This is a genomic window from Pseudomonas sp. NFACC43 (genome assembly GCF_900119645.1).
Classification (GTDB): Bacteria; Pseudomonadota; Gammaproteobacteria; order Pseudomonadales; family Pseudomonadaceae; genus Aquipseudomonas.
Window position 1 is genome coordinate 191,390 of sequence record NZ_FPKK01000006.1, and the last position, 22,844, is coordinate 214,233.

The window sequence follows — 22,844 nt, forward strand, 5'->3', positions numbered from 1 at the left end:
GCCAGAAGTGTCATGCAGTCTTCAGCCAATCGTTATTGCCGCCGATACCCCGAATAAGAGCATCACTTTCCCAAGGCTCCGCCGACGCTCAACTACACTTGCCCAAAATCCTCGCCTCAGGAGCAGTCGGCGATGAAAATCCGCACCAAGATCATCGGCTCGGGGTTGGTCAGTCTGATTTTTGCACTGCTGCTCGGTGGCATCGGGTTGTGGGGATATCACTCCATGACCGAAGCCCTGGTGCAGAACGAGACCAGTATCTCGGCCATGCGCAAGCACATGGAGGCGGACATGATGCACGACGCCATTCGTGCCGATGTGCTGGCTGCGTTGCTGGTGGCGCCGGGCGATGCTGGGGCGGCCAAGGAAGTCACCGAGGCGTTCGATGAGCACACGGCGCGGATGCGCAAGGTCATTGCCGAGAACGCCGAAGCGCAGCTGCCAGAGGATGTGGCGCAAGCGATCGTCGAGCTGAAACCCCAGGTGGAAACCTATATCGACAAGGCCAGGCAGGTCATCGGCAAAGCCTTGAGTGGCGCCCAGGATGGTCGTGCGTTACGGGCGGAGTTCGATCAAGCGTTTTCGGCGCTCGAAGAGCGCAACGAGGTCGTGAGTGAGCTGATCGAAAACCAGGCCCACTCGTCCCGCCAGCATCAGGATCGAAGCATCCATGCCTCGGAACGCTGGTTGATCGTGACGCTGCTGGCTACCTGCGTGGCGCTGGCACTGCTGTCCTGGAGCCTGCTCAAGGCGGTGCTCACGCCGTTGAACAAGATCATTCTCAACACCCAGGCGATTTCCCAAGGGGATCTGCAGCGGTCGATGGGCGCGCATGGCAAGGACGAGCTGGGCCAATTGCAAAGTGTGATCGAACAGATGCAGGCCAACCTGCGCCAGATGATCGCCACGATCCGCAACCAGAGCGATGAACTGCACGGTACCTCCCGGACCCTGGGCGATACCGCACGACAAATTGTTTCCAGCGCCGACCACCAGGCCCAGAGTGCCACCAGCATGGCGGCGAGCATGGAGCAGATGATGGCGAATATCAGCCAGATCCATGAACATGCCGACAATGCCCGGACAATTTCGGCACAGTCCGAACAACTGGCAAGCAGCGGCGGACAAGTGATTCTCGGGGTGGTGGAAGGCATGAGCCGCATCGCCGAGGTGGTGAACCAGTCCTCCGTCAAGATCACGGCCCTGGACGCTTCGTCCGAAGACATTCATTCCATCATCCAGGTGATCAAGGGCATCGCCGAGCAAACCAACCTGCTGGCCTTGAATGCCGCCATCGAGGCCGCTCGCGCGGGTGAGGCAGGCCGCGGCTTCGCGGTAGTGGCCGATGAAGTGCGTAACCTGGCGGCTCGTACAACCCAATCCACCCAGGAAATCACCGCGATGATCGAACGCATCCAGGCCAACGCCCGGGATGCGGTCGCGAACATGCAGGCTTGCGTCAGCAGTGTCGATGAAGGCGTGAACCTGGCCCAACAGGCCGGGGTCTCTATCAGCGAAATCCGCTCGGGTGCCCGGCATGCCGCCGAAGTGGTGGAGGAGATATCCCTGACCATCGCCGAGCAATCGAAGGCCAGCGATGAGATGGCCCAGCGGGTAGAGTCGATTGCCGAGCAGTCACGGGAAAATACGCGGTCGATTCACAACCTGACGCAAACGGCGGATCAGCTCAACGATGCGGCCGGCTCGATGCAGGCATCGGTGCAGCAGTTCAAGATCTGAAGGCTGGCCCGGCCTCGCCTTGGCCCAGGATGCCCTGGGCCAAAAACCGCTCACACCTGGCTCACCTCGAACACGAACGAAATCTCGCGCTTCTGGGCACTCCAGACGTACCGGATGTGTTTACCCTGCACTGGAATGGAAACCGCAGGCGGTCGAAACGCGGCGACACATTCGTGGCCGGCCAGACGAACGCTGTTGTAGAGCAGGCCCCAGGACAGGCTCTCGCGCAGTTGCCGGGCGAATACCTGGGACGGGCCGTAGGCGTCGGGGTCCGGGTTGTGCAGGTGCGGGTAATCGTGGCGGATGTCGTGCAGCGGCTTCACCACCTGGTTGACGTAGGTCCGCATGGTCAATTCCAGGTCCGGTTCGTTGGTCGCCCCCAGGAATCGCGCCTGGTGATAACAGGTCTCAGCGATGGCGGCCTCCTGGCTGCTGGCGGCGTAATAGACGCCGAAGGTGCCGTCGCTGAAGCGGCTGCTCTTGCCGATATGGGTAAACGCCGCCATCACCGGCGAGGAACCCGGCCCCGACACACGGTCTTCGGGACGCACGCGTGACAACACCCCCGCCTCCTCCATCAGCCGGTCATTGGTCAACGCCTCCAGGGCATAGGCGGTTGGCAGGTCCTCCGGATCGAGGACATCTTCGAACAGCGTGATGGGTGGGAAGCAGCTGTTGACGATCCGGTAGGCGCGCGTCCATTGCGGGTCCGCCAGTGGGGGTGTCATCAGCCGCGCACTCCATCCAGGTATCGCCGCACGTCGGCAATGTCCACCACCCGTCCGGCCAGCATATAGGACAGCGCCGATTGACCATTGAATGGCGCCGCGGTGTTGGGCGTGCTGACCCATTGATAGGCACGGTCCCGGCTGTTGCTGAAGATGATGCTCAATGCCTTGTGAATGCCCATGAGATAGGAAATGCGCTCCAGAGTGTCACGCGGCAAGCGTATGTTGGCCGGCAGTTGCTTGTATTTATAGAAGGTGGTGTTTCCTACCTTGCCCAGCAACGTCCGCTGTTGCTCGACGCTACAGCCCCACAGCTCCATGAGATTGAAGAAGAACTTCAACGCGACTCGACCCGCATCCGGGGAATCCAGCTGTTGTTGTGCGTTGAGGGTGATGGAAGACGTGGCCATGGAATCAGGACTCCGTTGTTACCGGTAATACCTAGAGAATAGTACACATACGGATATAAATTAAGTTTTAATTCGCAAACGAATAAACACGACCGAGCGTGATTGTTTCTCAAGGCAACTTGGTGAGCATCAATTTCATCCATTACACCGGCGTTCGGATATCAGCCACGGCTTTTTCTTTCCTGGGAAATTTCTGCCGGGGCCGCAGGCAAAGCCCTCACGAGGCGAACTGAACCATTCAATAAACGCCAAACCGGCAAAAAAATCGAAATCCGCATAAGCTCCAACCATCGCCTGCCGAGCTTTTCGCGACAAAATCGCGACAACCACGGCAAGGTGCATGATGATAGCCGCATGTACTGCCTGACCCGGGCCAGGTACACAACAATAGCGAGCCCACTTAAGCAGAGGGCATTACCTCATGGATAGCAGAACCTTACGCAACCTCATGCGCATCGTGCAGACCGGCTCCCTGTCGGCGGCAGCGGAGCATTCGTGCCTCACGGTGCAGGCATTGGCGGCGCAACTGAACAAGGTAGAGGAGCAATTCGGTTTCCGATTGTTCCGGCGTTCGAACAAGGGGCTGACGTTGACGAGCCAAGGCTCGGAACTGACCCCCTTCATGGATCAGGTACTGGTGGCTACGCGACAGTTGGAAGAAAAGGTCGCGGCTCTCAAGAAGCCTCGACAACGCACACTGAAAGTGGCGCTCAACACCACCCTTCCGGCGGAATTCAACCGACGATTGATCGATAGGCTGATCGCCGTCTTTCCTCAATATCAACTGGAGTTCAGCTACGCCGAATCCATGGAGAACCTGAGCAAGCTCAAGAACGAGGAGTTTGACCTGGCGATCCTGATCGGGCCGCAGCAGAGCGGCTTTTCCAGTATCGCGATGCCGGATGTGCAGGTCCGGGTGGTGGGCGCTCATTGCGGTGACGAGGACGATCCGCTGGGGTTGCTGGGCGACAGGTTCCAGGTGCGTCCGGCACAGGAGTGCCCGTACTCCCACAGCTTCCTTCGTTTCCTCGATGCCGGCCTGGGCGAATACGGTTCGAGCCAGCGCATGGTGTATTCCTGCAGTGAAACGCTGACCTTGTCGTTGATCACACAGCTCGATGGGCTGGGACTGGTCTCCAGGGAAGCGGCGCTGCACAACGGCCTGGCGATCTTTCCGGATTTCGAAGACTTTCTCGAAGTCCGCCTGGCGGTGAACAACCCGGAGCTGTCCGACCAGGCGCTGCACGACGTGGTGGACCTGAAGCTACAGGAACGAGCCGAGCGCGATATACGCCGCCGTGCCCACCGCCACACTGAGAAACAGGTTACGGCTGAAATACGCACATAGCAGCGTCGGAATCGCGGCATAGAACTCCGGGCGATCCAGTTGTATCTGCTGATCCTTGATCAACAGCGGGGTGAGGCTGATGGCAGCGACGATCGCCACCGGCAGGTATCCGAGGGCACGGGCGACGAAGGGCGGCCAGTGCTCCGTATTGACCTGCAACGGCAAGGCGCGGGGCAGGAAGGTCACGGCCATCATCAGGACCACCACCAGGATCAGGAACGTTTGGTCAGGCATACGCCTACCCCGCAGCCAACGAACGTGGCGATGAAGACGTTGAACGGCGAACTGCCCAGCAGGCTCAGCACGCCCATGCAGACAACGGCCGCCAGGGCCGCGATCAGTTTGTTGCGGGTGTCGCACAACGAAACCAGCACGTAGAGCATCATCGCCGTCAGTGCGTAATCGAGCTGGTACTTGATCAGGTGGGCGGCGTATTGCGCGCAAACGGCGCCCAACAAGCCACCAAGCACCCATGAGGTATGGCAGAACAGGTTGAAACCGATGAGGTAGCGCACGCTGACCGGCGCCCCGCTGCCGAGCTTGACGCTGTGGAAGGCAAACGATTCGTCCGTGAGCCCGGCGGCGTAGCACCAGCGTTCGAAACGACTGAGCCCCAGCGCGCGCAGGGCCTTGGCCATGTAGACCGACATCAGCATGTGTCGCGCATTGATCAGGAACGTGGTGAGCACGATGGTGGTCAGCGACGCCCCGCTGGAAATCAACGCCAGCGCGGCGAACTGTGAGGCGCCTGCATAGACGAACAGGCACATCGCGACCGGCAGCCACAAAGGCAACCCGGCGTTGACCGCCATCAGACCGAACACAAACGAAACCGTAAAATAACCCGCCACCACCGGACTGGCTTCAGCGAAGGTGCGCGAGGCTTGTGGTTCGACCGCCAGCGGCTGGCTGGAAGTCTTGCTCATAAATCCCTCTCGAAAGTGATTTCACCCCGGGGTTCGTAGAACCCCTGGGCCGCCCAGAAACGCTTGCCGGCCAGGTTAGCATCGTCGACGAACAGGAACATGCGCAACACGCCCACCCGTTTCATGTCGGCCGATGCCGCTTCCACCAGGCGCTGGCCCAGGCCCCGGGTACGATAGCCCGGGCTGACCGCCAGGTGATTGATGGTGCCACGGGTACCGAGCCTGCCGCCAATCACCGCGCCGACCACTTCACCGCTGGCATCGATGGCCAGGTAGGCCGTGGTGGTCTCCTGGAGAATGACCCCACGCAGGAATCGAGCATCCTGCCATTCGCAGAACGATACTTCGTCGAAACCGCGAAAGAACTGCTCCATTCTTTCCGCATCCCTGACCATGGCCCGGCGCAACATGACCTGTTGCACCGGATCTTCCATGGGTTCGAGCTGTTCAGCGAACAATGTCAAAAGCGGTCCCGGGCCGCGAGAAGGAAATCGCCAGGATCTGCCTGAACGCCATTTCATGGCTATGGACGTTTCGGGCCGGGGTCACGTAGTGACGCATGTCGCGGTCGAGGAAGAAGGTAGTGTCGAGGATGTCCTCGTAGGTGGTCGCCGCCAGTTGCTCTTCCTGGGGGCTGTACAGCCGGCTTTCCGCGCCTGCCACGTTATGGCGGCCCCAGAAGTGCACGCCGCTGAACGGGTAGCCGTCGCAGTGAATCCCTTCGGGGGTGATCTCCAGCTGCTTGCCAGGCTTGATCTCGATGCGGATCTGATGGATCTGGCACTGCCAGATTTCATCATGCAGCTCTTGTGGAAGGACGTTTTTATAAACTTCGAAGTCCGTATCGATCAGGCTGCGCATCACGGGCGAGTTGATCACTTCGTTGGAAAAATCCTGGAAGTGCCGCTCCAGTCCTCCGACATAGCTGTTGTTGGCCTTGGACTGGATGTAGGCCCGGTGTTCGAGCTGCTTGAGCTCACGGGTCTTCGGGTTGTATTCGAAGTCGCTGTAACGACGAAAACGCATGCCTGACTCGGCCTGGCCGTAATAACTGTCGGGCTCCATGTTTTCCCAGCTTTTGGTCAGCCGGACAAAGTCGCCGAAATGACCGTAGAGATTGAAGTCTCCACCGCGGACGTTAACGTATTTGTCACGTCGAAGCGCTTCGCCCACTTCCCTGTTCAGAACGATCATTTTTATCAGGTCTCCACTGCATTGAGCGGCCTAATCTAGTAGGTGCAGGATTTACGTCCATGAGAAAGAATTTGAGGCATTTCAAGCCTTGCTTGAAACGATGGGGGAAGGTCCGTCGGCACGACTTTTTATCGGGAAAAAGGTCGTTTTCAGTGGTATTTCTGGCGCCAAAAGATAAAAAACCCCCGAATTGGATTCGGGGGTCTGTTCAAACTGACTGACGCGATCTGCTATCAGAAGACGTTGATCGGGTAATCCACGAAGACCCGCAGCTCGTTACCGCTGACGTTGTACTCGCTGGACTTCTGCGAGACACGCAGCACCGAGCTGCGCAATCTTACGCTCAGGTCCTTGGCCGCACCGCTCTGGACCACGTACTTGAACTGGTTGAAGATTTCCCGCTCGGTCCCGCCTTCGCTGGTGGACGTGGTGATGTTGTCGCCGCGCACATATGCCACGTTGTAGGTCAGCCCGGGGATGCCGAAGGTGGTGAAATCCAGGCCGTAGCCCAACTGCCAGCTGCGCTCGTCCTCGGCGTTGAAGTCCGACCAGTAGGAGTTGGCCAGGTAGATCGTGTTACCGCCATCGCCCACCCGATTCTGTCCCCGCTGGTATCCGCCATAGGCATAGCCCAGGTTGCTGTCGCCGGTGCTGCGCTGATGGGCGAGGGTGAAGCTGTGCGGTCCGGTGGCGAACGTCGCGGCCAGGCTCCAGATCTTGTTGTCGTCGCCGGTGACGTTGTTCTCGCGAACGTAACTGTTATCCAGCTTGGTGCGATAGCCGTTGAAATCCAGGGTCAGGGATTGATCCTTGGCCAGCGGGAACACGTAGTTGGCATTGACGTATTGTTTCTTCAGCACGTCCTCGACATCCGAGGCATACAGGGACGCCTTGAACTGCTCGGTGAACTGATAGCTGCCGCCCAATACGTTGATCGACTTCAGGCCACCGCTGTCACGGCCTTCGGCGCTCTTGCGCGACTCGGCGGTGAAGCGCCCCGCATTCAGCTCCAGGCCCTTGATCTCCTTGGAGGTGATCAGGGTGCCGGTGTAGCTTTCCGGCAGCAGGCGCGAATTGTCGTAGCTCAGCACCGGCAGAGCCGGCATCTGGTCACCGTAGGCCAGCACCGTGTTGGAAACGCGGAATTTGACTGCCGCACCGAACTTGGACAGGTCATCCGCGGCGTTGCCACTGTCGCCCTGCTTGAAGAAGTCGATGCCTTGCGCGCCGCTACGGCCCTTGCCACCGTCCAGACGCAGCGCGTACAGGCCAAAGGCATCCACTCCCACACCGATGGTGCCCTGGGTGAAACCGGACGAGAACGTACCGATAGCGGCCTGGCCCCACTCGGCCTTGTCCTCGTTGCCGTCCTTGTAGTCGCGGTTCATGTAGGCATTGCGCAACAGCACCTTCAGGCTGCTGTCCTCAACGAACCCCTTCGATTGTGCCTGGTCGTTGGCCATGGCGTGTGTCGTGCTCAAAATCCCCAATGCGATCAGACTGATGCGCTTGTTCAACATGATTATTTTCCTTATACGGGTTGATACGCACTGCGACCGGCAACCGAAACGGCGCTTTTTGCGCTCTTTTCTCGGACTCTTGCTCCTGGAAATAATGAAAAGGCCCGCCCACGAGCGATCGTGTCGGGCCTTTTTATTATTTAAGAGTCATGGCTGTTGGCCACAGGCGTAGGCGAATCCTATTCGCGCCGCTAACAATGTGTCAATTTCGTGAATCGTCTGTAATCAGGCGAAAAACGACTAATAACTTTCAAAAACGGAATATGCCCCAAGGGCCGCAAGAATGTTTGCGCCCAGCGGGCGTATATATAGCCCATAAAAAAAGCGCTGCCATGCCGGCCAGCGCTTTTTATTCAATCCGTCGAATTTCTATCCTTGCATCACGTCCCACAACGCCTCCAGCTCCGCCTCGCTGAACAGTCCAGCGGGGTAGCGCTCCGTGATCATCCGACGCGGATCAGGCTCTCTGATCTGACGCGTTCCATTGGACTTCAACCACTGCGCCAAGGCTTGAAGCGACTCACCATTAACGGCCAAGGGATGGCATGCGCGCTCGCTTATCATATTCATTCCAGCGCCCTCTCCTGGTTGATGAGCGGCTAATTTATCCAAGGTTTATGACAAAACAACTCAGTTCCGCTCCCCAGAACTGCCGATATGCAGATACAAGAGCTATGCCAATGTATCGACGCCGCTGGCACGAAGGGCATAAAAAAGCCCGCGCCCCAATCAGGGCGCGGGCTTGCTGAAAATGGATCCAAAAACCCCGGCGCAGAGCCGTGGGATAACTATCACCAAGCTGTTACATCGCCACTCATTTTGTGCGCGGAGCGGGCTGCTGCTGGGTAAGGCAATGGATATTCCCACCCCCCAGTAACAATTCACGCCCGGGCACCATGACCACTTCGTGCTGCGCAAACAGGTTCTGCAGGATGTCCTTCGCCGTGGCATCCAGCGGGTCGTCGAAGCCCGGGACGATAATGCCGCCGTTGACGATCAGGAAGTTCACGTAGGAACCGGCCAGCCGTACGGTCGGATTGCGCTCCTGGGAGCCTTCCACCGCATCCACGCCGGCGCATTCCTCTTCGGTGGCATAGAGAGGTCCCGGAATCGGCATCTTGTGCACTATGAACGGGCGCCCCTTGGCGTCGGTGCTGTTTTGCAGGACGTTCATCGCGGCATGGCAACGGCTGTAGTTGGGATCCTGCTCGTCGTCGGTCCAGGCGAGCAAGACTTCTCCCGGGCGCACGTAGCAGCAGAAGTTATCCACATGGCCGTCGGTCTCGTCATTGAACAGGCCGTCCGGCAGCCAGATGATCTTGTCCACCGCCAGTTGCTCCCTGAGCACCGCCTCGATTTCCTCGCGGCCCAGGTGCGGGTTGCGATTGCGGTTGAGCAGGCATTCCTCGGTGGTGATCAGGGTGCCTTCGCCATCGACGTGGATCGAGCCGCCCTCCAGCACGAACCCTTCGGTGCGGTAACGCGGACTGCGCTCGATCTCCAGGATCTTGCCGGCGACCTGCGAGTCACGGTTCCACGGCAAATACAGCCCACCGTCGAAACCGCCCCAGGCGTTGAAATCCCAATCGATGCCGCGCACTTCGCCACTGTCATTGATGACGAACGTCGGGCCGGTATCCCGGACCCAGGCGTCGTCGCTGGACATTTCCACCACACGTATATTCGGTACATCGAGGCGCGCCCGGGCGTTTTCGTACTGGGCCGCGGAGACCGCCACGGTCACTGGCTCGAAACGGGCGATGGCCTTGGCCACGGCGACATGAGCCGCCTGCGCGGGTTTGCCACCCAGGCGCCAGTTGTCTGGACGCTCGGGCCAGATCATCCAGACCTGGGTCTGGGTTGCCCACTCGGCAGGCATATGGAAACCATCCGCGCGAGGCGTGCTGTGCAAGGTTGTCATGAATCAGGACTCCAGTGAGCCGTCGAGGGTTTTGATCGCGCCGTACAGGTTCGGGCGCCGATCCCGGAATGTGCCCCAGGCACTGCGTATATGTTCCAGTTCGTCGAGGTCGAAGCTGTGCACCAGCACGCCCTCTTCGGTTTCGTTCAGTTCCTGGACCTTTTCGCCGAACGGGTTGGCGATGAAAGACGAACCATAGAACGTGATGTCGTAGCCGTCCTGTTCTTCATTGCCTATCCGGTTGCTGGCCACCAGCGGCATCACGTTTGCGCCGGCATGGCCTTGTTGCACACGCTGCCAGTGATCGCGGGACGAAATGGTCTTGTCGTGGGGCTCGCTACCGATGGCGGTAGGGTAGAACAGTATCTGCGCGCCTTGCAGCGCCATGCTGCGGGCGCATTCCGGGAACCATTGATCCCAGCAGATCCCCACGCCGATTCTGGCGTAGCGGGTATTCCACACCTTGAAGCCGGTATCGCCCGGGTTGAAATAATATTTCTCATGGTAGCCGGGGCCGTCTGGAATGTGGCTCTTGCGGTACACCCCCAGGTTCCGGCCGTCGGCATCGATGATCGCGATGCTGTTGAAGCGTGCGCGCCCGGCCCGCTCGAAGAAGCTGATGGGCAATACCACCTGCAGCTCCTTCGCCACCTTCTGGAAATGCCGGATGGCGACGTTCTCTTCTACCGTAGTCGCCAGTTGCAGGTAGTCCGGGTTCGGCTTCTGGCAGAAGTACGGCGTCTCGAACAACTCCTGGATCAGGATGATCTGCGCACCTTTGGCCGCAGCTTCGCGAACCAGCCTCTCGGCGGTCTCGATATTGGCTTCGAGGTCCCAGGAACAGGCCATCTGAGTGGCGGCAACGGTAACGATACGACTCATGAATCATCTCCTGGATGATGGGCAAGGCCGGGGCTGGCTTCGATCGATGACGGAAAGTGAACCCCAGGTGCGAACAGAGGCACCGCGTCACCGGGAGACGTTATAGCCGATAAAAATCGACTTTAGAAGCAAATTTTTTTAACAAGAACCTCAAACTGCTTATTTAAGCCGACAAATATCGATATAAAAGTTTTAGTGTTGGGTGGAGCGGGCTTGCCCGCGCAGGCAATGGACCGTCGACCCTGAAGATCGATCGGTCCGCAGCCGTCACGGGCAAGCCCTGGTGCGGGCGTCAGCCCTGTGGAATGGTCATAGATCTTCGTCCAACACTTTCGACAGCATATCGACGAAGAAATCCACGCTCTGGCGCGTGGTAACCATCGGAGGCTTGATCTTGAGGATGTTCAGGTAATCACCGGTTGGTTGCATGAAGATACCCAGCTCCCGCAGGCGATCGCACAATGCCGCGGTTTCTTCGGTGGCCGGCTCCAGGGTGTCGCGATTGCGGATCAGCTCCAGTCCCAGGTAAAACCCCGAGCCATGGACTGCGCCCACCAAGGGATGGCGCTCGATCAAGGCTTGCAGCCGCGCCTTGAAATACCGCCCCACTTCCCGGGCGTTTTCCCAGAGCCTTTCTTCCTGCATGACATCCAGCACGGCGATACCAATCTGGCAACTCACCGGGCTGCCACCGGCCGACGAGAAGAAATAGCCTTCCGCCTCCAGCGCCTCGGCGATTTCCCGCCGGGTGATCACCGCACCCAAGGGCTGGCCGTTGCCCATGCCCTTGGCCATGGTGATGATGTCCGGCACCACTCCCTGCTCTTCGAAGCCCCAGAAAAACTCGCCCATACGCCCATAGCCGACCTGTACCTCATCGGCGATACACACCCCCCCCCGCTCGCGCACCAGCCCATAGACCTGCTTGAGGTAACCGGGCGGCAGGGCGATCCCTCCGGCATTTCCATACACAGGCTCACAGATAAAGCCCGCCAGTTGACGCTTGCGCTCGGCGATTTTCGCCAGGCTGTGTTCGACGCTGCGCAGGTAGTCCGGCGTGCTGTCCGGACCGCGGAATTCCCCGCGATAGGTGTTGGGCGCGGTCACCGGATGCACCCAGTCCGGGCGACTGCTCAGCGCCTGGGGGTTGTCGGCGATGGAGGTCGACACCGCATCGGCTGCCACCGACCAGCCGTGGTAGGCCTCCAATACGCTGAGCATGTCCCGGCCACCGCTATAGGCCCAGGCCAGGCGGATCGCCAGGTCATTGGCCTCCGTGCCGCTGTTGACCAGGAAAACCCGGTCCATGCCCGGCGGCGCCAGCGCCAGCAAGCGTTCGGAGAACTCGGTGACCGATGCATAGTGAAAACGCGAGTTGGTATTGAGCAGCGACCATTGCCGGGCGGCCACTGCCGCCATGCGCGGGTGGCCGTGTCCCAGTACCGCGACGTTGTTGAGCATGTCGAGATAGGAGCGCCCCTGCATGTCGATCAGATGGTTGCGCCAGCCACGCTCGATGCGCGGTGGATCGACGTAGTAGTGCTTCTGCGTCCGGGCAAAGCTCGCGTCGCGACGGGCCAGCAGCGTCTTGGCGTCCACTTCTGCCTCGGCATCGCACGCCAGCCCCAGCAACACCGACGGCGACGGGCACAGCGCCTGCCAGGCCGCGGCTCGGGACGGCGTGCAAAACAGCGGTGGATCCAACTGCGCGCCCCGGCATAGTTGAACCAGCAAGGGCTCGCTCACCTCCCCCAATACCTGTCCCTTGACCAGCGCGGCTCCGGAGTGCAAAGGCGAAGTAACGCCCCAGAGCCGCACGCTCAACTGCGTACCGTCCAGCTGCAGCATGCCGTCGGCGCGCTTGTGCACCACACCGGCGAACGGCGACTCCAATGGCGTGCCCCTGGGTACGTGCAATTCCACATGCAGCGGGAAAGTATCGGGTTCCTCGGCACTGTCCGGCCGGGTTCGAGACAATCGGTACTGCCCGTAGCGGCTGGCGGCCAGCCCGTGAACGGCCGCTGCCTCACCCAGCAGACGCCGGTCGATACCCGGTGCCTCCCAGTTCCCGGCCTCGAAATGCGGGCTCAGCACACCCAGGTCGATCAGGGCGAACTCACGCCCCACCAGGGTGGGCAGTAACGGCGCGAAGCCTTCACTGGCCACAGGTGGCAGAAACTGGTCGACGGCAGCCAGGATCGCTGCTTCCATCAGTTCGAACGGCACCGAGTGGGCGACCCGGAAGATCTCCCATTCATGCTCCAGGTTATCGCGACTGTAGGCATTATCCGGATCGATGCTGGCCTGTTGCTCGCCACTGAGCACCAGTATGGCGGCACGCGTCACGATCAACGGCCAAAGCGCCAACAGTTCCTCGCGCTGCAAGGGGTTGGCCGAGTGATAGGCCTGGACCGCCGGCAGGATGAAGAACGGATCGCCGTCGGCATGATGCAACAACGCCGCGCAGGTCACCGATAACTCGGTGATGCGCCAGGTACGGATCAGATCACCGAAATCGATGACCCCCTTCACCTGCCACTGACGCAGGGCATCACGCTGCCAGACCACATTGTCATCGGTGAGGTCCATGTGGATCGCCTGTACCGGCAGGCTGGCCTTGAGCGGATGCAGGCGCCGCTCGGCCTGTTGCGCGGCTTCAGCGACGAGGCTGCGCCGCGGGTCATCCTGGACGACGGGCAGCAGGTGGTCGATCAGGGCACTGGCATGGCGAGGATCCCATTGCAGGGTGCGCTCCAGGCCCGGGTGGTCAAACGACGCCAGGGCCAGGTCGACTTGCGCGCACAGGCGCCCCAGGCCGCTCACCAGCTCGGGTCCCATGTGCTTGAGCCGGGTCAGGGGCTGGCCGTCTATATATTCCAGCAAGCGGACGTGTACCGCCTGGCCGTCCACATCGAGTGTCAGCAAGTCCTGGCCGTTATTGGCGGCGATGACCTGCGGCACTTTCACGGCGCCGTTCCCGGCCAGTTGCTTGAGAGCGGCATGCTGGGCCTGGAGCTCCTGGACGGCATAGTCGCCATGACAGATCTTCAACACGAATCGTCCGCGCTCGCTGTCGACGCGCAAGTTGAGGTCCTGCTGGCTGCCAAGGGGTCGCAGGTCACCGCTGAGTCCGTAATTCGAGCGCAGCAGTACCACCGCCTGGGCGGCGCTGAGCTGTGGGCTTGGCAAACTGGCACGGTGAACCAACGTGGCGAGTGGCATGTAACGACCCCTAGGGTGGTTTGTTGAGTGCCTATCTCGCCACTGAGTCAAGGGATAAGCAACCCCTCCCTGTGGAAACCATGGCGCCGGGACGGGTCGGCGATCCCCCCTCGACGGGTTGTCCGGTAAGAAAAGCGCCTGTGCCATCCCTTTCGCGCCCTCTGGCCCCGAGATCCCGCTTGCATCCCCCTCCTCCTGCCGACAAGCTATGCTCCATGCTTTGTCGTCTCATGGAAAAAGGCTTAACCGGATGCGCATTCTCATCACTGGCGGTGCCGGCTTCATCGGCTCGGCTCTCATACGGCATTTGATCCACGATACGGGACATCAGGTCCTGAACCTCGACAAGCTGACCTACGCAGGCAATCTTGAATCCCTGAGTAGCATCGATCATGACAGTCGTTATGAATTCGTACAGGCCGATATCGTCGACCAACCGACTGTCAGCGCGGTGCTGGAGCGGTTCAAGCCCGACGCGATCATGCACCTGGCGGCCGAGTCCCACGTGGATCGCTCCATCGATGGCCCGGCGGACTTCATCCAGACCAATATCGTAGGCACCTACAGCCTGCTGGAAGCGACCCGCGCCTACTGGCAGGCCCTGCCCGAACCCCAGAAGCGCGCGTTTCGTTTCCACCACATTTCCACCGACGAGGTCTACGGGGACCTGCATGGCGTGGACGACCTGTTCACCGAAACCACCGCCTACGCCCCCAGTTCCCCCTATTCGGCCAGCAAAGCGGCGTCCGACCACCTGGTCCGTGCCTGGCAGCGTACCTACGGGCTGCCTGTGCTGCTGACCAATTGCTCGAACAACTACGGGCCGTTCCACTTCCCCGAGAAGCTGATTCCGCTGGTGATCCTCAACGCGCTGGCAGGCAAGCAACTGCCGGTATACGGCGACGGTCAACAAGTACGGGACTGGCTGTACGTTGAAGACCACGCCAGGGCGCTGCTGAAGGTCGTCACCGAAGGTACCGTCGGCGAGACCTACAATATCGGCGGCCACAATGAGCAGAAGAACATCGATGTGGTACGCAACATCTGCGCGCTGCTGGAAGAGCTCGCGCCACATAAACCCGAAGGGGTGGAGCACTACGCCGACCTGATTACCTTCGTCAAGGATCGTCCCGGTCACGACCTGCGCTACGCCATCGATGCCGGCAAGATCGAACGGGAGCTGGGCTGGACGCCGCAGGAGACCTTCGATACCGGGTTGCGCAAGACTGTGCAGTGGTACCTGGAAAACCTGCTGTGGTGCCGACGTGTCCAGGACGGCAGCTATCAGGGCGAGCGCCTGGGCTCGCTCGACAACAAGGAATCGATTGCATGATGAAGGGCATCGTTCTGGCCGGCGGTTCCGGCACACGCCTGCACCCTATTACCCTCGGCGTGTCCAAACAGCTGTTGCCGGTTTATGACAAGCCGATGATCTACTATCCGATCTCGGTGCTGATGCTGGCAGGCATCAAGGACATCCTGGTGATTTCCACGCCGCAAGACCTGCCGCAATACCGCAACCTGCTAGGCGACGGCAGCCAGTTCGGCGTGCAGTTCAGTTATGCCGAGCAGCCTTCGCCCGATGGGCTGGCCCAGGCATTCCTGATCGGTGAGCAGTTCATCGGCAGCGACCCGGTGTGCCTGATCCTGGGCGACAACATCTTTCACGGCCAGCGCTTCAGCGAGCAGTTGCAGACCGCCGTCAACCGACAGAGCGGCGCGACCGTGTTCGGCTATTGGGTCAAGGATCCGGAGCGTTTTGGGGTGATTGACTTCAACGACGAAGGCCATGCCATTTCCATCGAAGAAAAACCGACCGTACCTAAATCCAGCTACGCGGTGACCGGCCTGTATTTCTACGATAACGACGTGATCCGGATCGCCAAGTCCATCAAACCCTCCAAGCGAGGCGAACTGGAAATCACCGACGTCAACAACGCTTACCTGCAACGCGGCGATCTGCATGTCGAGCGCTTCGGCCGGGGTTTCGCCTGGCTGGACACCGGCACCCACGACAGCTTGCTGGAGGCCTCGCAGTACGTACAGACCATCGAGCACCGACAAGGCCTGAAGGTGGCTTGCCTGGAAGAAATCGCCTACCAGCAGGGATGGGTCAGTCGCGAGCACGTTCTCGAGCGCGCCGGCTATTTCGGCAAGACCGGCTATGGCCAGTACCTGTTCAAGATCGTGGGAGAGACACGTTGAACGTCATCGCCACCCGATTGCCTGGAGTGCTGATCATCGAGCCGAAAGTCTTCGGTGACGATCGCGGTTTTTTCTATGAGAGCTTCAATGCCAGGGCGTTCGCCGATGCCACAGGCTGTGCCCTGCAGTTCGTCCAGGACAACCATTCGCGTTCGAGCCGGGGCGTATTGCGCGGCCTGCATTACCAGATCGAACAGGCCCAGGGAAAACTCGTGCGGGTCACCGCCGGAGAAGTGCTGGACGTCGCGGTGGACATCCGCCGCAGTTCGCCCACCTTCGGCCAGTGGGCCAGCGCACGTCTTTCGGCGCACAACCAGCGCCAGCTATGGATTCCGCCCGGGTTTGCCCACGGTTTTGTGGTATTGAGCGAATCGGCGGATTTCCTCTACAAGACCACCGATTACTATGCCCCCGCGGCCGAACGCTGCATTCGCTGGGACGACCCGCGACTGGCCATTGACTGGGAGCTCGAAGACACGCCCATCCTGTCGCCCAAGGACCAGAACGGCAAATCCCTGGACGAGGCCGACCTGTTCCCATGACTGCCTCCTTGCGCATCCTGATCATTGGCCGCAACGGCCAGGTGGCTCAGGCGCTTCAATCGCGCCTGGCCGGCACTGCGGAACTGATCGTGCGCGGCAGTGACCAGCTCGACCTGGCGCACCCGGACAACCTGCGGTCCGCCATCACTGCCCTGGGGCCGGACCTGATCATCAACGCCGCGGCCCATACGGCAGTCGACCAGGCCGAGAGCGAGCCGGAGCTGGCATTCGCCATCAACGCCACCGCCCCCGGGATCCTGGCTGGAACGGCGGTCTCCCTGGGCGTCCCGTTGATCCATTACTCCACCGATTATGTCTTCGATGGCCACCGGCGCGAGCCCTACACCGAGGACGACGCGACCAACCCGCTGAGCGTCTATGGACGCAGCAAACTGGCCGGCGAAGATGCGATCCGCCAGGCCGGGGGGCAGTACCTGATACTGCGCACCAGCTGGGTGTATTCCACCAGAGGTCGCAATTTCCTGCTGACCATGCAGCGCCTGCTTCAGGAAAAACCGAGCCTGCGGGTGGTGGCCGACCAGATCGGTGCACCGACCTGGGCGGCCACCATTGCCGACAGCACCGCGAAGCTCATCGAGCGCTGGCAGGCCGGACAGCCTGGCGCCTGGGGCACCTATCACCTGACGGCCCAGGGCGAGACGTCCTGGTTCGGTTTCGCCCAGGCCATCGGCGAACATCTGGCCGAGCAGCAAAAGCCCTGTGCCGTACTCGAACCCATCCCCTCCAGTGCTTACCCGACGCCGGCTCATCGGCCCCTCAACTCGCGGCTGGATTGCTCGCGACTGCTGCGGGAATGGGGAGTGAGCCAGCCAGACTGGCGAATCGCGTTGCGCCAGTGCCTTGCCGGGCAGACCTAGGCTCTGGCCGAAGAATATCTTTCAGGCAGCGCCGGCTTTGTACGTCGCTGCGCAGGCATTTTCCATTCAAGCCCGGGCATAATGCGCGTGTTCCCACAGGCGCACGTTTATGAACTCCACTCTTCCCCGCAGACCCCGTTGGCGCAGCCTGGCCCTGCTAGCGCTGTGCCTGGCACCCTTGCTGTGGCCGCTGGAGCATCTGGCTGAACGTTATTACCGCAGCGAACTGGCCGGGCAGAACCGCCAGACCCTCGATCTGTACGTCGCCAACCTGTTGGGTACGCTGCATCGCTATGAGGTGCTGCCGCAGATCCTCGGCGACCTGCCGGCCCTGCGCGCGGCACTGTCGGCTCCCGACGACAGCGTCACCCAAGGCAACGCCAACCAGCTGCTGAAGAACATCAGCGCCCAGAGCGGGGCCGAAGTGATGTACCTGATGGACCCCACCGGCAAGACGCTGGCGGCGTCGAACTGGGACAAGCATGACAGTTTCGTCGGGCGCAATTTCTCCTTCCGGCCGTATTTCATCGAAGCCATGGCCGGGCGCCTGGGACGCTTCTTCGGCCTGGGCACCACGTCGGGCAAGCGCGGTTACTTTTTCGCCGCCGCGGTACGCGACCATGAAAAAGTCATCGGCGTGCTGGTGGTCAAGGTGGATCTGGACCACACCGAAAGCCTGTGGGGCAAGACGCCGGAGCAACTGTTGGTCACCGACCACAACGGCGTGGTCATCCTGACATCTCGGCAGGAGTGGCGATTTCGCGCGACCCGCCCCCTCAGCGACGAGGAGCGCACGGCCATCAGCGCCGTACAGCCCTACCCGACCCGCGATCCCCAGCCGTTGAACCTGGATGCCAGCGCCTGGCTGACCCAGACCCAGTCCATCGAGGAGACGGGCTGGAGCGTGAGCATTCTCGCTCCTCGTACGCTGATCGACCGGCCAGTGCGCACCGTGGTCGCCACGGGCGGCGCGGCGCTTCTGGTGCTGATGCTGCTGCTCGGATTGATGATGCAGCGCCGGCGCCATTACCTGGATAGGATCGCCTTCGAAGCCAAGGCACGCCACGAACTGGAGGGCCGGGTGGCCGAGCGTACCAGCGACCTGGAAGGGTTGAACCGGCGACTGAGACAGGAAGTGCTGGAGCGTGAACATGCCCAGCAGGAGCTGGTCCGTGCCCAGGACGACCTGGTCCAGGCCGGCAAACTTTCCGCCCTGGGCACCATGTCGGCCAGTATCAGCCACGAACTCAACCAGCCCCTGGCGGCGATTCGAAGCTATGCCGAAAACGCCGAGATCCTCCTGGACCACCAGCGCACCGAGGACGCCCGGGGCAATCTCAAGCAAATCGGCGAACTGACCGGGCGCATGGCCTCGATCATCGCCCACCTGCGCGCCTTCGCCCGGCGCGACCGCCACGCTCCGGAAAGCGTCGCCCTGCAACCGGCCCTGGACGACGCCCTGGCGTTGCTTGCCAAGCGCCGCCGCAGCATGGAAGTCGAGCTGATCCGTGACCTGCCGGCCGCCACGCTGTGGGTCGAGGCCGGCGAAACCCGCTTGCGCCAGGTGCTGGGCAACCTGCTGGCCAATGCCCTGGATGCCCTGACCGAGAAAGGTCCGCCGCGCAAACTCTGGCTCAGTGCCCAGGCCACCGAAACCGGCGTCACCCTGTACATCCGCGATAACGGTCCGGGCTTCTGCATGGAAGCCCTTGGCCGCGCCAGCGAACCCTTCTACACCACCAAGACCCGTACCCAGGGCCTTGGCCTTGGGCTGGCGATCTGCGAAACCCTAATGCGCGCCTTCGGCGGTGAACTGTCGTTCGCCAACCACAAGGAAGGCGGCGCACTGATCACCCTCAAGCTGCGCGCCGGCGCGCCCGGAGTGAGCCTGCAACCATCCGAGGACCGTAGCGTATGACCATCGATAACCGGATTGAGGTGGTGCTGATCGACGACGATCCCCACCTGCGCCAGGCCCTGAGCCAGACCCTCGACCTGGCCGGGCTGAAAGTCCTGCCCCTGGGCGAGGCCAAGGACCTTGTCGAGCAATTGCCCCGTGACTGGCCGGGCGTGGTGGTCAGCGATATCCGCATGCCGGGTATCGACGGCCTCGAACTGCTCAACCTGCTGCATGCCCAGGATCCGGAATTGCCGGTGCTGCTGATCACCGGTCACGGCGACGTGCCGCTGGCGGTGCAGGCCATGCGCGCGGGCGCCTACGACTTCCTGGAGAAGCCCTTCCCCAGCGATCACTTGCTCGACAGCGTACGCCGGGCCCTGGCGCTACGCCGCCTGGTGCTGGACAACCGCAGCCTGCGCCTGGCCCTCAGTGACCGTCATGAGCTCAGCGCCCGGTTGATCGGCCAATCGACGCCGATCCTGCGCCTGCGCGAGCAGATCGGCGCCTTGGCCGCGACCCGTGCCGACGTATTGATCCTGGGTGAAACCGGTGCGGGCAAGGAAGTGGTCGCCCGTGCCTTGCATGACCTCTCGGGGCGGCGCAACGGCCCGTTCGTGGCGATCAACGCCGGAGCGCTGGCCGAATCGGTGGTGGAAAGCGAGCTGTTCGGCCACGAGCCTGGCGCTTTCACCGGGGCGCAAAAGCGCCGCATCGGCAAGTTCGAGTTCGCCAACGGCGGTACGCTGTTTCTCGATGAAATCGAAAGCATGAGCATGGACGTCCAGGTCAAGCTGTTGCGTCTGTTGCAGGAACGCGTGGTGGAACGGTTGGGAGGCAATCAACAGATCCCGTTGGACATCCGCATCATCGCCGCCACCAAGGAAGACCTGCGCCAGGCCGCCGACCAAGGGCGTTTCCGCGCCGACCTGTATTACCGCCTGAACGTCGCGCCGCTGCGCATTCCGCCGCTGCGCGAGCGGGGCGAGGATACGCTGATGCTGTTCCAGCACTTCGCCAACGAAGCCAGCGCCCGCCACGGGCTGCCACCCCATGAGTTGCAACCTGCACAACGGGCGCTGTTGCTGCGTCACAGTTGGCCGGGCAACGTCCGGGAACTGCAGAACGCGGCCGAACGCTTTGCCCTGGGCCTGGAACTGGCCCTGGATAACAGCGTGCCGGACGGCACCCCGGGGGCACCGGTGGAGATCGTCAGCGGCGGCTTGAGCGAACAAGTGGAAAACTTCGAGAAGACCCTGATCGCCGCCGAACTGGCCCGCCCCCACAGCTCGGTACGCAGCCTCGCCGAAGCCCTGGGCATTCCGCGCAAGACCTTGCACGACAAGCTGCGCAAGCATGGCCTGACCTTTGGCGACAGCAGCCAGGGTGCGGCCGATGAGTCCGATTGAGTTATCGTCATCCTTCTTTCACCCAAGAGGCCTGCAATGAACCGCGACAGTCGCTACCTGGAATCGATCCTGCACCACGACATCCCGCTGACCCGGGACATGGGCCTCAAGGTGCTCGATTGGCAGGCCCGGCAACTGCGCCTGTTCCTGCCACTTGCGGCCAACGTCAACCACAAGAGCACCATGTTCGGCGGTAGCCTGTATTGCGGCGCGGTACTCGGCGGTTGGGGCTGGCTGCACCTGGCCTTGCGCGAGGAAGGCATCGAAGACGGGCATATCGTGATCCAGGAAGGGCAGATCAGCTATCCGCTGCCAGTGACGCGTGATGCGACGGTTGTCTGCGATGCGCCCGAGGAAAAGACCTGGAAACGCTTCCTGGCCACTTACCGGCGCTATGGCCGGGCGCGGCTGGCCTTGCAGACACAGGTGATGAACGTGGGAAGCGATGACACCGCGGTGCAGTTCGAAGGGCAGTACGTGTTGCACCGCTAACATTGAAAAAACACCGCAACACCTGTGACAAGGGGAGTTATCCCGTCAGGGCACGAAGCAGCCCTGGTTTTTGGGGCGGCTGCGCAGCCCAACGGGGAGCGATCCCCTCACCCGTATGGCCGGAGGTGGCTCAGGAGCGGGCCAGTTCCAGCAATTTGCCCCGCCACGCGGCTTTCGCCGGCAGCGCCAGGAACGACGCATTGAGCAGCGACTCCCGCGGTGGATAGCAGAACACTTCGCCATTCAAGTCCAACACCTCCCCCCCCGCGCCCTCCAGCACGCCCTGGGCGGCAGCGGTGTCCCATTGGGACGTCGGCGCCAGCCGTGGATAGCAATCCGCCGCGCCTTCGGCCACCAGGCAGAACTTCAATGAACTGCCGATGCTGGTCAGTTGCAGCTCTCCCAGGCTTTGGCTCAAGCCGTCCAGCAGGCGCTCCTGTTCGGGGCTAGTATGGCGGCGACTGGCGACCACGGTAAACGTTTCGCCGGGCGCCAGTGCATGACGAACCTCGATGGGCGACGGCTCGCCCCCCTTGTCACCACGCCAGGCACCGAGCCCCGCGCCGCCGACGTAGAAGCGCCCACTGGTGGGCATCGACACCACGCCAAACACCACCTGCCCCTGCTCGATCAGTGCGATGTTGACCGTGAACTCCTCGCTGCCGGAAATGAACTCCTTGGTGCCATCCAACGGATCCACCAGCCACCAGCGCTGCCAGCCGGCGCGCAGGTCCTGGGCGATATCGGCGTCCTCCTCGGAGAGGATCGGGATCTGCGGCGCCAGCGCCGTCAGCCCGGCCACGATGACGTCGTGAGCGGCCATGTCCGCCGCGGTGACGGGCGACTCGTCGGCCTTGCGATCAACCTGCACGTTGGCTCGCCAGAAGGGCAGGATCGCCTCACCGGCCTTGAGCGCCAGCTCGATGACAGGGGCCATCAGTGGATGAGGATAATTCATGCCAGGAATGCTCCGCGCTGGGTCAGCAGGTCACGGGCCAGGTACAACGCCGCCAAGGCGCGGCCCTCCGTGAATTGCGGGTTCTGCGCCAGGGCCGCCAGCTCCCGTAGATTGACCTTGTCCACGCGCATCGGCTCGGGCTCGTCGCCCTCCAGCCGTTCCTCGTACAGATCGCTTGCCAGCACCACCTGGATCTTCTGGCTCATGTAGCCGGGCGACAAGGACAGTTCGGTCAGGTGCTCCAGTTGGCGCGCACCGAAACCGGCCTCCTCCTTGAGCTCCCGCTCGGCTGCCGCCAGCACGTCTTCCCCGGGCTCGATCAATCCCTTGGGCAGGGACAGTTCGTAGGCATCGGTACCGCCACAATACTCTTCCACCAACACCGCGTGCTCGGCATCGAGCATGGCCACGATCATCACCGCCCCATACCCGGCGCCCTTGCCCGCCAGGCGCTCATAGGTGCGCTCCACACCATTGGAAAAACGCAGTTTCAGTTCTTCCACGCAAAACAGGCGGCTGGTGGCGACGATCCGTCGATCGAGTATGGTGGGTTTCTGGCGCATAAACGGCTC

General features: G+C 61.6%; 23 protein-coding genes. 9 read left to right on the plus strand and 14 right to left on the minus strand.

The annotated features are described in order from the left end of the window. Positions 1-132: 132 nt before the first annotated feature. Positions 133-1,740 (plus strand): methyl-accepting chemotaxis protein, encoded by a 1,608-nt coding sequence (locus BT179_RS12900; RefSeq protein WP_072431747.1) that lies wholly within the window; start codon positions 133-135, stop codon positions 1,738-1,740. 50 nt (positions 1,741-1,790) lie between these two features. Here BT179_RS12900 and BT179_RS12905 read toward each other — a convergent pair whose 3' ends face one another. The 3 genes from BT179_RS12905 to BT179_RS26510 form a co-directional block, all read right to left on the minus strand. Further along, entirely contained in the window at positions 1,791-2,468 is a 678-nt protein-coding gene (locus tag BT179_RS12905; RefSeq protein WP_072397763.1) for an RES family NAD+ phosphorylase, read from the minus strand. Then, a complete protein-coding gene (locus BT179_RS12910; RefSeq protein WP_072397762.1) occupies positions 2,468-2,878 on the minus strand; it encodes an MbcA/ParS/Xre antitoxin family protein in 411 nt (136 codons plus the stop codon). The genes BT179_RS12905 and BT179_RS12910 overlap by 1 nt, the downstream gene beginning before the upstream one ends. Positions 2,879-3,013: 135 nt before the next feature. Further along, on the minus strand, positions 3,014-3,220 hold the full coding sequence (locus BT179_RS26510; RefSeq protein ID WP_143147066.1) for a hypothetical protein: 207 nt from the start codon (positions 3,218-3,220) through the stop codon (positions 3,014-3,016). A gap of 79 nt (positions 3,221-3,299) precedes the next feature. Between BT179_RS26510 and BT179_RS12915 the strand changes: the two genes are divergently transcribed. Beyond that, positions 3,300-4,226 carry a LysR family transcriptional regulator gene (locus BT179_RS12915; protein WP_072397761.1) on the plus strand — a complete coding sequence of 309 codons (927 nt, stop codon included), beginning with the start codon at positions 3,300-3,302 and terminating at the stop codon, positions 4,224-4,226. Here BT179_RS12915 and BT179_RS12920 read toward each other — a convergent pair. The 9 genes from BT179_RS12920 to BT179_RS12960 form a co-directional block, all read right to left on the minus strand. Further along, positions 4,143-4,460, minus strand: coding sequence for an AzlD domain-containing protein (locus BT179_RS12920; RefSeq protein ID WP_072431748.1), 318 nt, complete (start codon positions 4,458-4,460; stop codon positions 4,143-4,145). The two genes, BT179_RS12915 and BT179_RS12920, sit on opposite strands and share 84 nt — an antisense overlap. Beyond that, complete coding sequence (locus BT179_RS12925) at positions 4,439-5,152, minus strand: AzlC family ABC transporter permease (RefSeq protein ID WP_072397759.1); 714 nt, start codon at positions 5,150-5,152, stop codon at positions 4,439-4,441. The genes BT179_RS12920 and BT179_RS12925 overlap by 22 nt, the downstream gene beginning before the upstream one ends. Continuing rightward, on the minus strand, positions 5,149-5,586 hold the full coding sequence (locus BT179_RS12930; RefSeq protein WP_172834649.1) for a GNAT family N-acetyltransferase: 438 nt from the start codon (positions 5,584-5,586) through the stop codon (positions 5,149-5,151). Before BT179_RS12930 ends, BT179_RS12925 begins: the two co-directional genes overlap by 4 nt. A 13-nt stretch (positions 5,587-5,599) precedes the next feature. Then, complete coding sequence (locus BT179_RS12935) at positions 5,600-6,346, minus strand: 2OG-Fe dioxygenase family protein (RefSeq protein ID WP_072397758.1); 747 nt, start codon at positions 6,344-6,346, stop codon at positions 5,600-5,602. A 233-nt stretch (positions 6,347-6,579) separates the two neighbouring features. Further along, a complete protein-coding gene (locus tag BT179_RS12940; protein ID WP_072397757.1) occupies positions 6,580-7,866 on the minus strand; it encodes an OprD family porin in 1,287 nt (428 codons plus the stop codon). Between the two features lie 369 nt (positions 7,867-8,235). Continuing rightward, positions 8,236-8,436 carry a hypothetical protein gene (locus tag BT179_RS12945; RefSeq protein WP_072397756.1) on the minus strand — a complete coding sequence of 67 codons (201 nt, stop codon included), beginning with the start codon at positions 8,434-8,436 and terminating at the stop codon, positions 8,236-8,238. Between the two features lie 244 nt (positions 8,437-8,680). Beyond that, entirely contained in the window at positions 8,681-9,787 is a 1,107-nt protein-coding gene (aguA, locus tag BT179_RS12950) for an agmatine deiminase (RefSeq protein ID WP_072431749.1), read from the minus strand. 3 nt (positions 9,788-9,790) lie between these two features. Then, positions 9,791-10,669: an N-carbamoylputrescine amidase gene (gene aguB / locus BT179_RS12955; RefSeq protein ID WP_072397754.1), complete on the minus strand. Its 879-nt coding sequence runs from the start codon at positions 10,667-10,669 to the stop codon at positions 9,791-9,793. Between the two features lie 309 nt (positions 10,670-10,978). Then, positions 10,979-13,891, minus strand: a complete 2,913-nt coding sequence (locus tag BT179_RS12960; RefSeq protein ID WP_072431750.1) for an aminotransferase — start codon at positions 13,889-13,891, stop codon at positions 10,979-10,981. A gap of 250 nt (positions 13,892-14,141) precedes the next feature. On the opposite strand from BT179_RS12960, the gene rfbB reads away from it, so the two are divergent. The 7 genes from rfbB (at position 14,142) to BT179_RS12995 (ending at position 21,314) form a co-directional block, all read left to right on the plus strand. Beyond that, positions 14,142-15,224, plus strand: coding sequence for a dTDP-glucose 4,6-dehydratase (gene rfbB / locus BT179_RS12965; protein WP_072397752.1), 1,083 nt, complete (start codon positions 14,142-14,144; stop codon positions 15,222-15,224). Next, positions 15,221-16,096, plus strand: a complete 876-nt coding sequence (gene rfbA / locus BT179_RS12970) for a glucose-1-phosphate thymidylyltransferase RfbA (protein WP_072397751.1) — start codon at positions 15,221-15,223, stop codon at positions 16,094-16,096. Before rfbB ends, rfbA begins: the two co-directional genes overlap by 4 nt. After that, positions 16,093-16,638 (plus strand): dTDP-4-dehydrorhamnose 3,5-epimerase, encoded by a 546-nt coding sequence (rfbC, locus tag BT179_RS12975; protein WP_072397750.1) that lies wholly within the window; start codon positions 16,093-16,095, stop codon positions 16,636-16,638. Before rfbA ends, rfbC begins: the two co-directional genes overlap by 4 nt. Next, positions 16,635-17,516 carry a dTDP-4-dehydrorhamnose reductase gene (gene rfbD, locus BT179_RS12980; RefSeq protein WP_072431751.1) on the plus strand — a complete coding sequence of 294 codons (882 nt, stop codon included), beginning with the start codon at positions 16,635-16,637 and terminating at the stop codon, positions 17,514-17,516. Before rfbC ends, rfbD begins: the two co-directional genes overlap by 4 nt. A gap of 109 nt (positions 17,517-17,625) precedes the next feature. Beyond that, positions 17,626-19,434 carry a sensor histidine kinase gene (locus BT179_RS12985; RefSeq protein WP_072397748.1) on the plus strand — a complete coding sequence of 603 codons (1,809 nt, stop codon included), beginning with the start codon at positions 17,626-17,628 and terminating at the stop codon, positions 19,432-19,434. Beyond that, a complete protein-coding gene (locus BT179_RS12990; protein ID WP_072397747.1) occupies positions 19,431-20,822 on the plus strand; it encodes a sigma-54-dependent transcriptional regulator in 1,392 nt (463 codons plus the stop codon). Before BT179_RS12985 ends, BT179_RS12990 begins: the two co-directional genes overlap by 4 nt. Before the next feature lie 36 nt (positions 20,823-20,858). Continuing rightward, entirely contained in the window at positions 20,859-21,314 is a 456-nt protein-coding gene (locus tag BT179_RS12995) for a YiiD C-terminal domain-containing protein (protein WP_072431752.1), read from the plus strand. A gap of 130 nt (positions 21,315-21,444) precedes the next feature. On the opposite strand, the gene cysQ is transcribed toward BT179_RS12995, so the two are convergent. Together cysQ and nudE are read right to left on the minus strand one after the other, a co-directional pair. Beyond that, positions 21,445-22,272, minus strand: coding sequence for a 3'(2'),5'-bisphosphate nucleotidase CysQ (gene cysQ, locus BT179_RS13000; protein ID WP_072431753.1), 828 nt, complete (start codon positions 22,270-22,272; stop codon positions 21,445-21,447). Then, entirely contained in the window at positions 22,269-22,835 is a 567-nt protein-coding gene (nudE, locus tag BT179_RS13005) for an ADP compounds hydrolase NudE (protein ID WP_072397744.1), read from the minus strand. Before nudE ends, cysQ begins: the two co-directional genes overlap by 4 nt. Between the last annotated feature and the right edge of the window lie 9 nt (positions 22,836-22,844).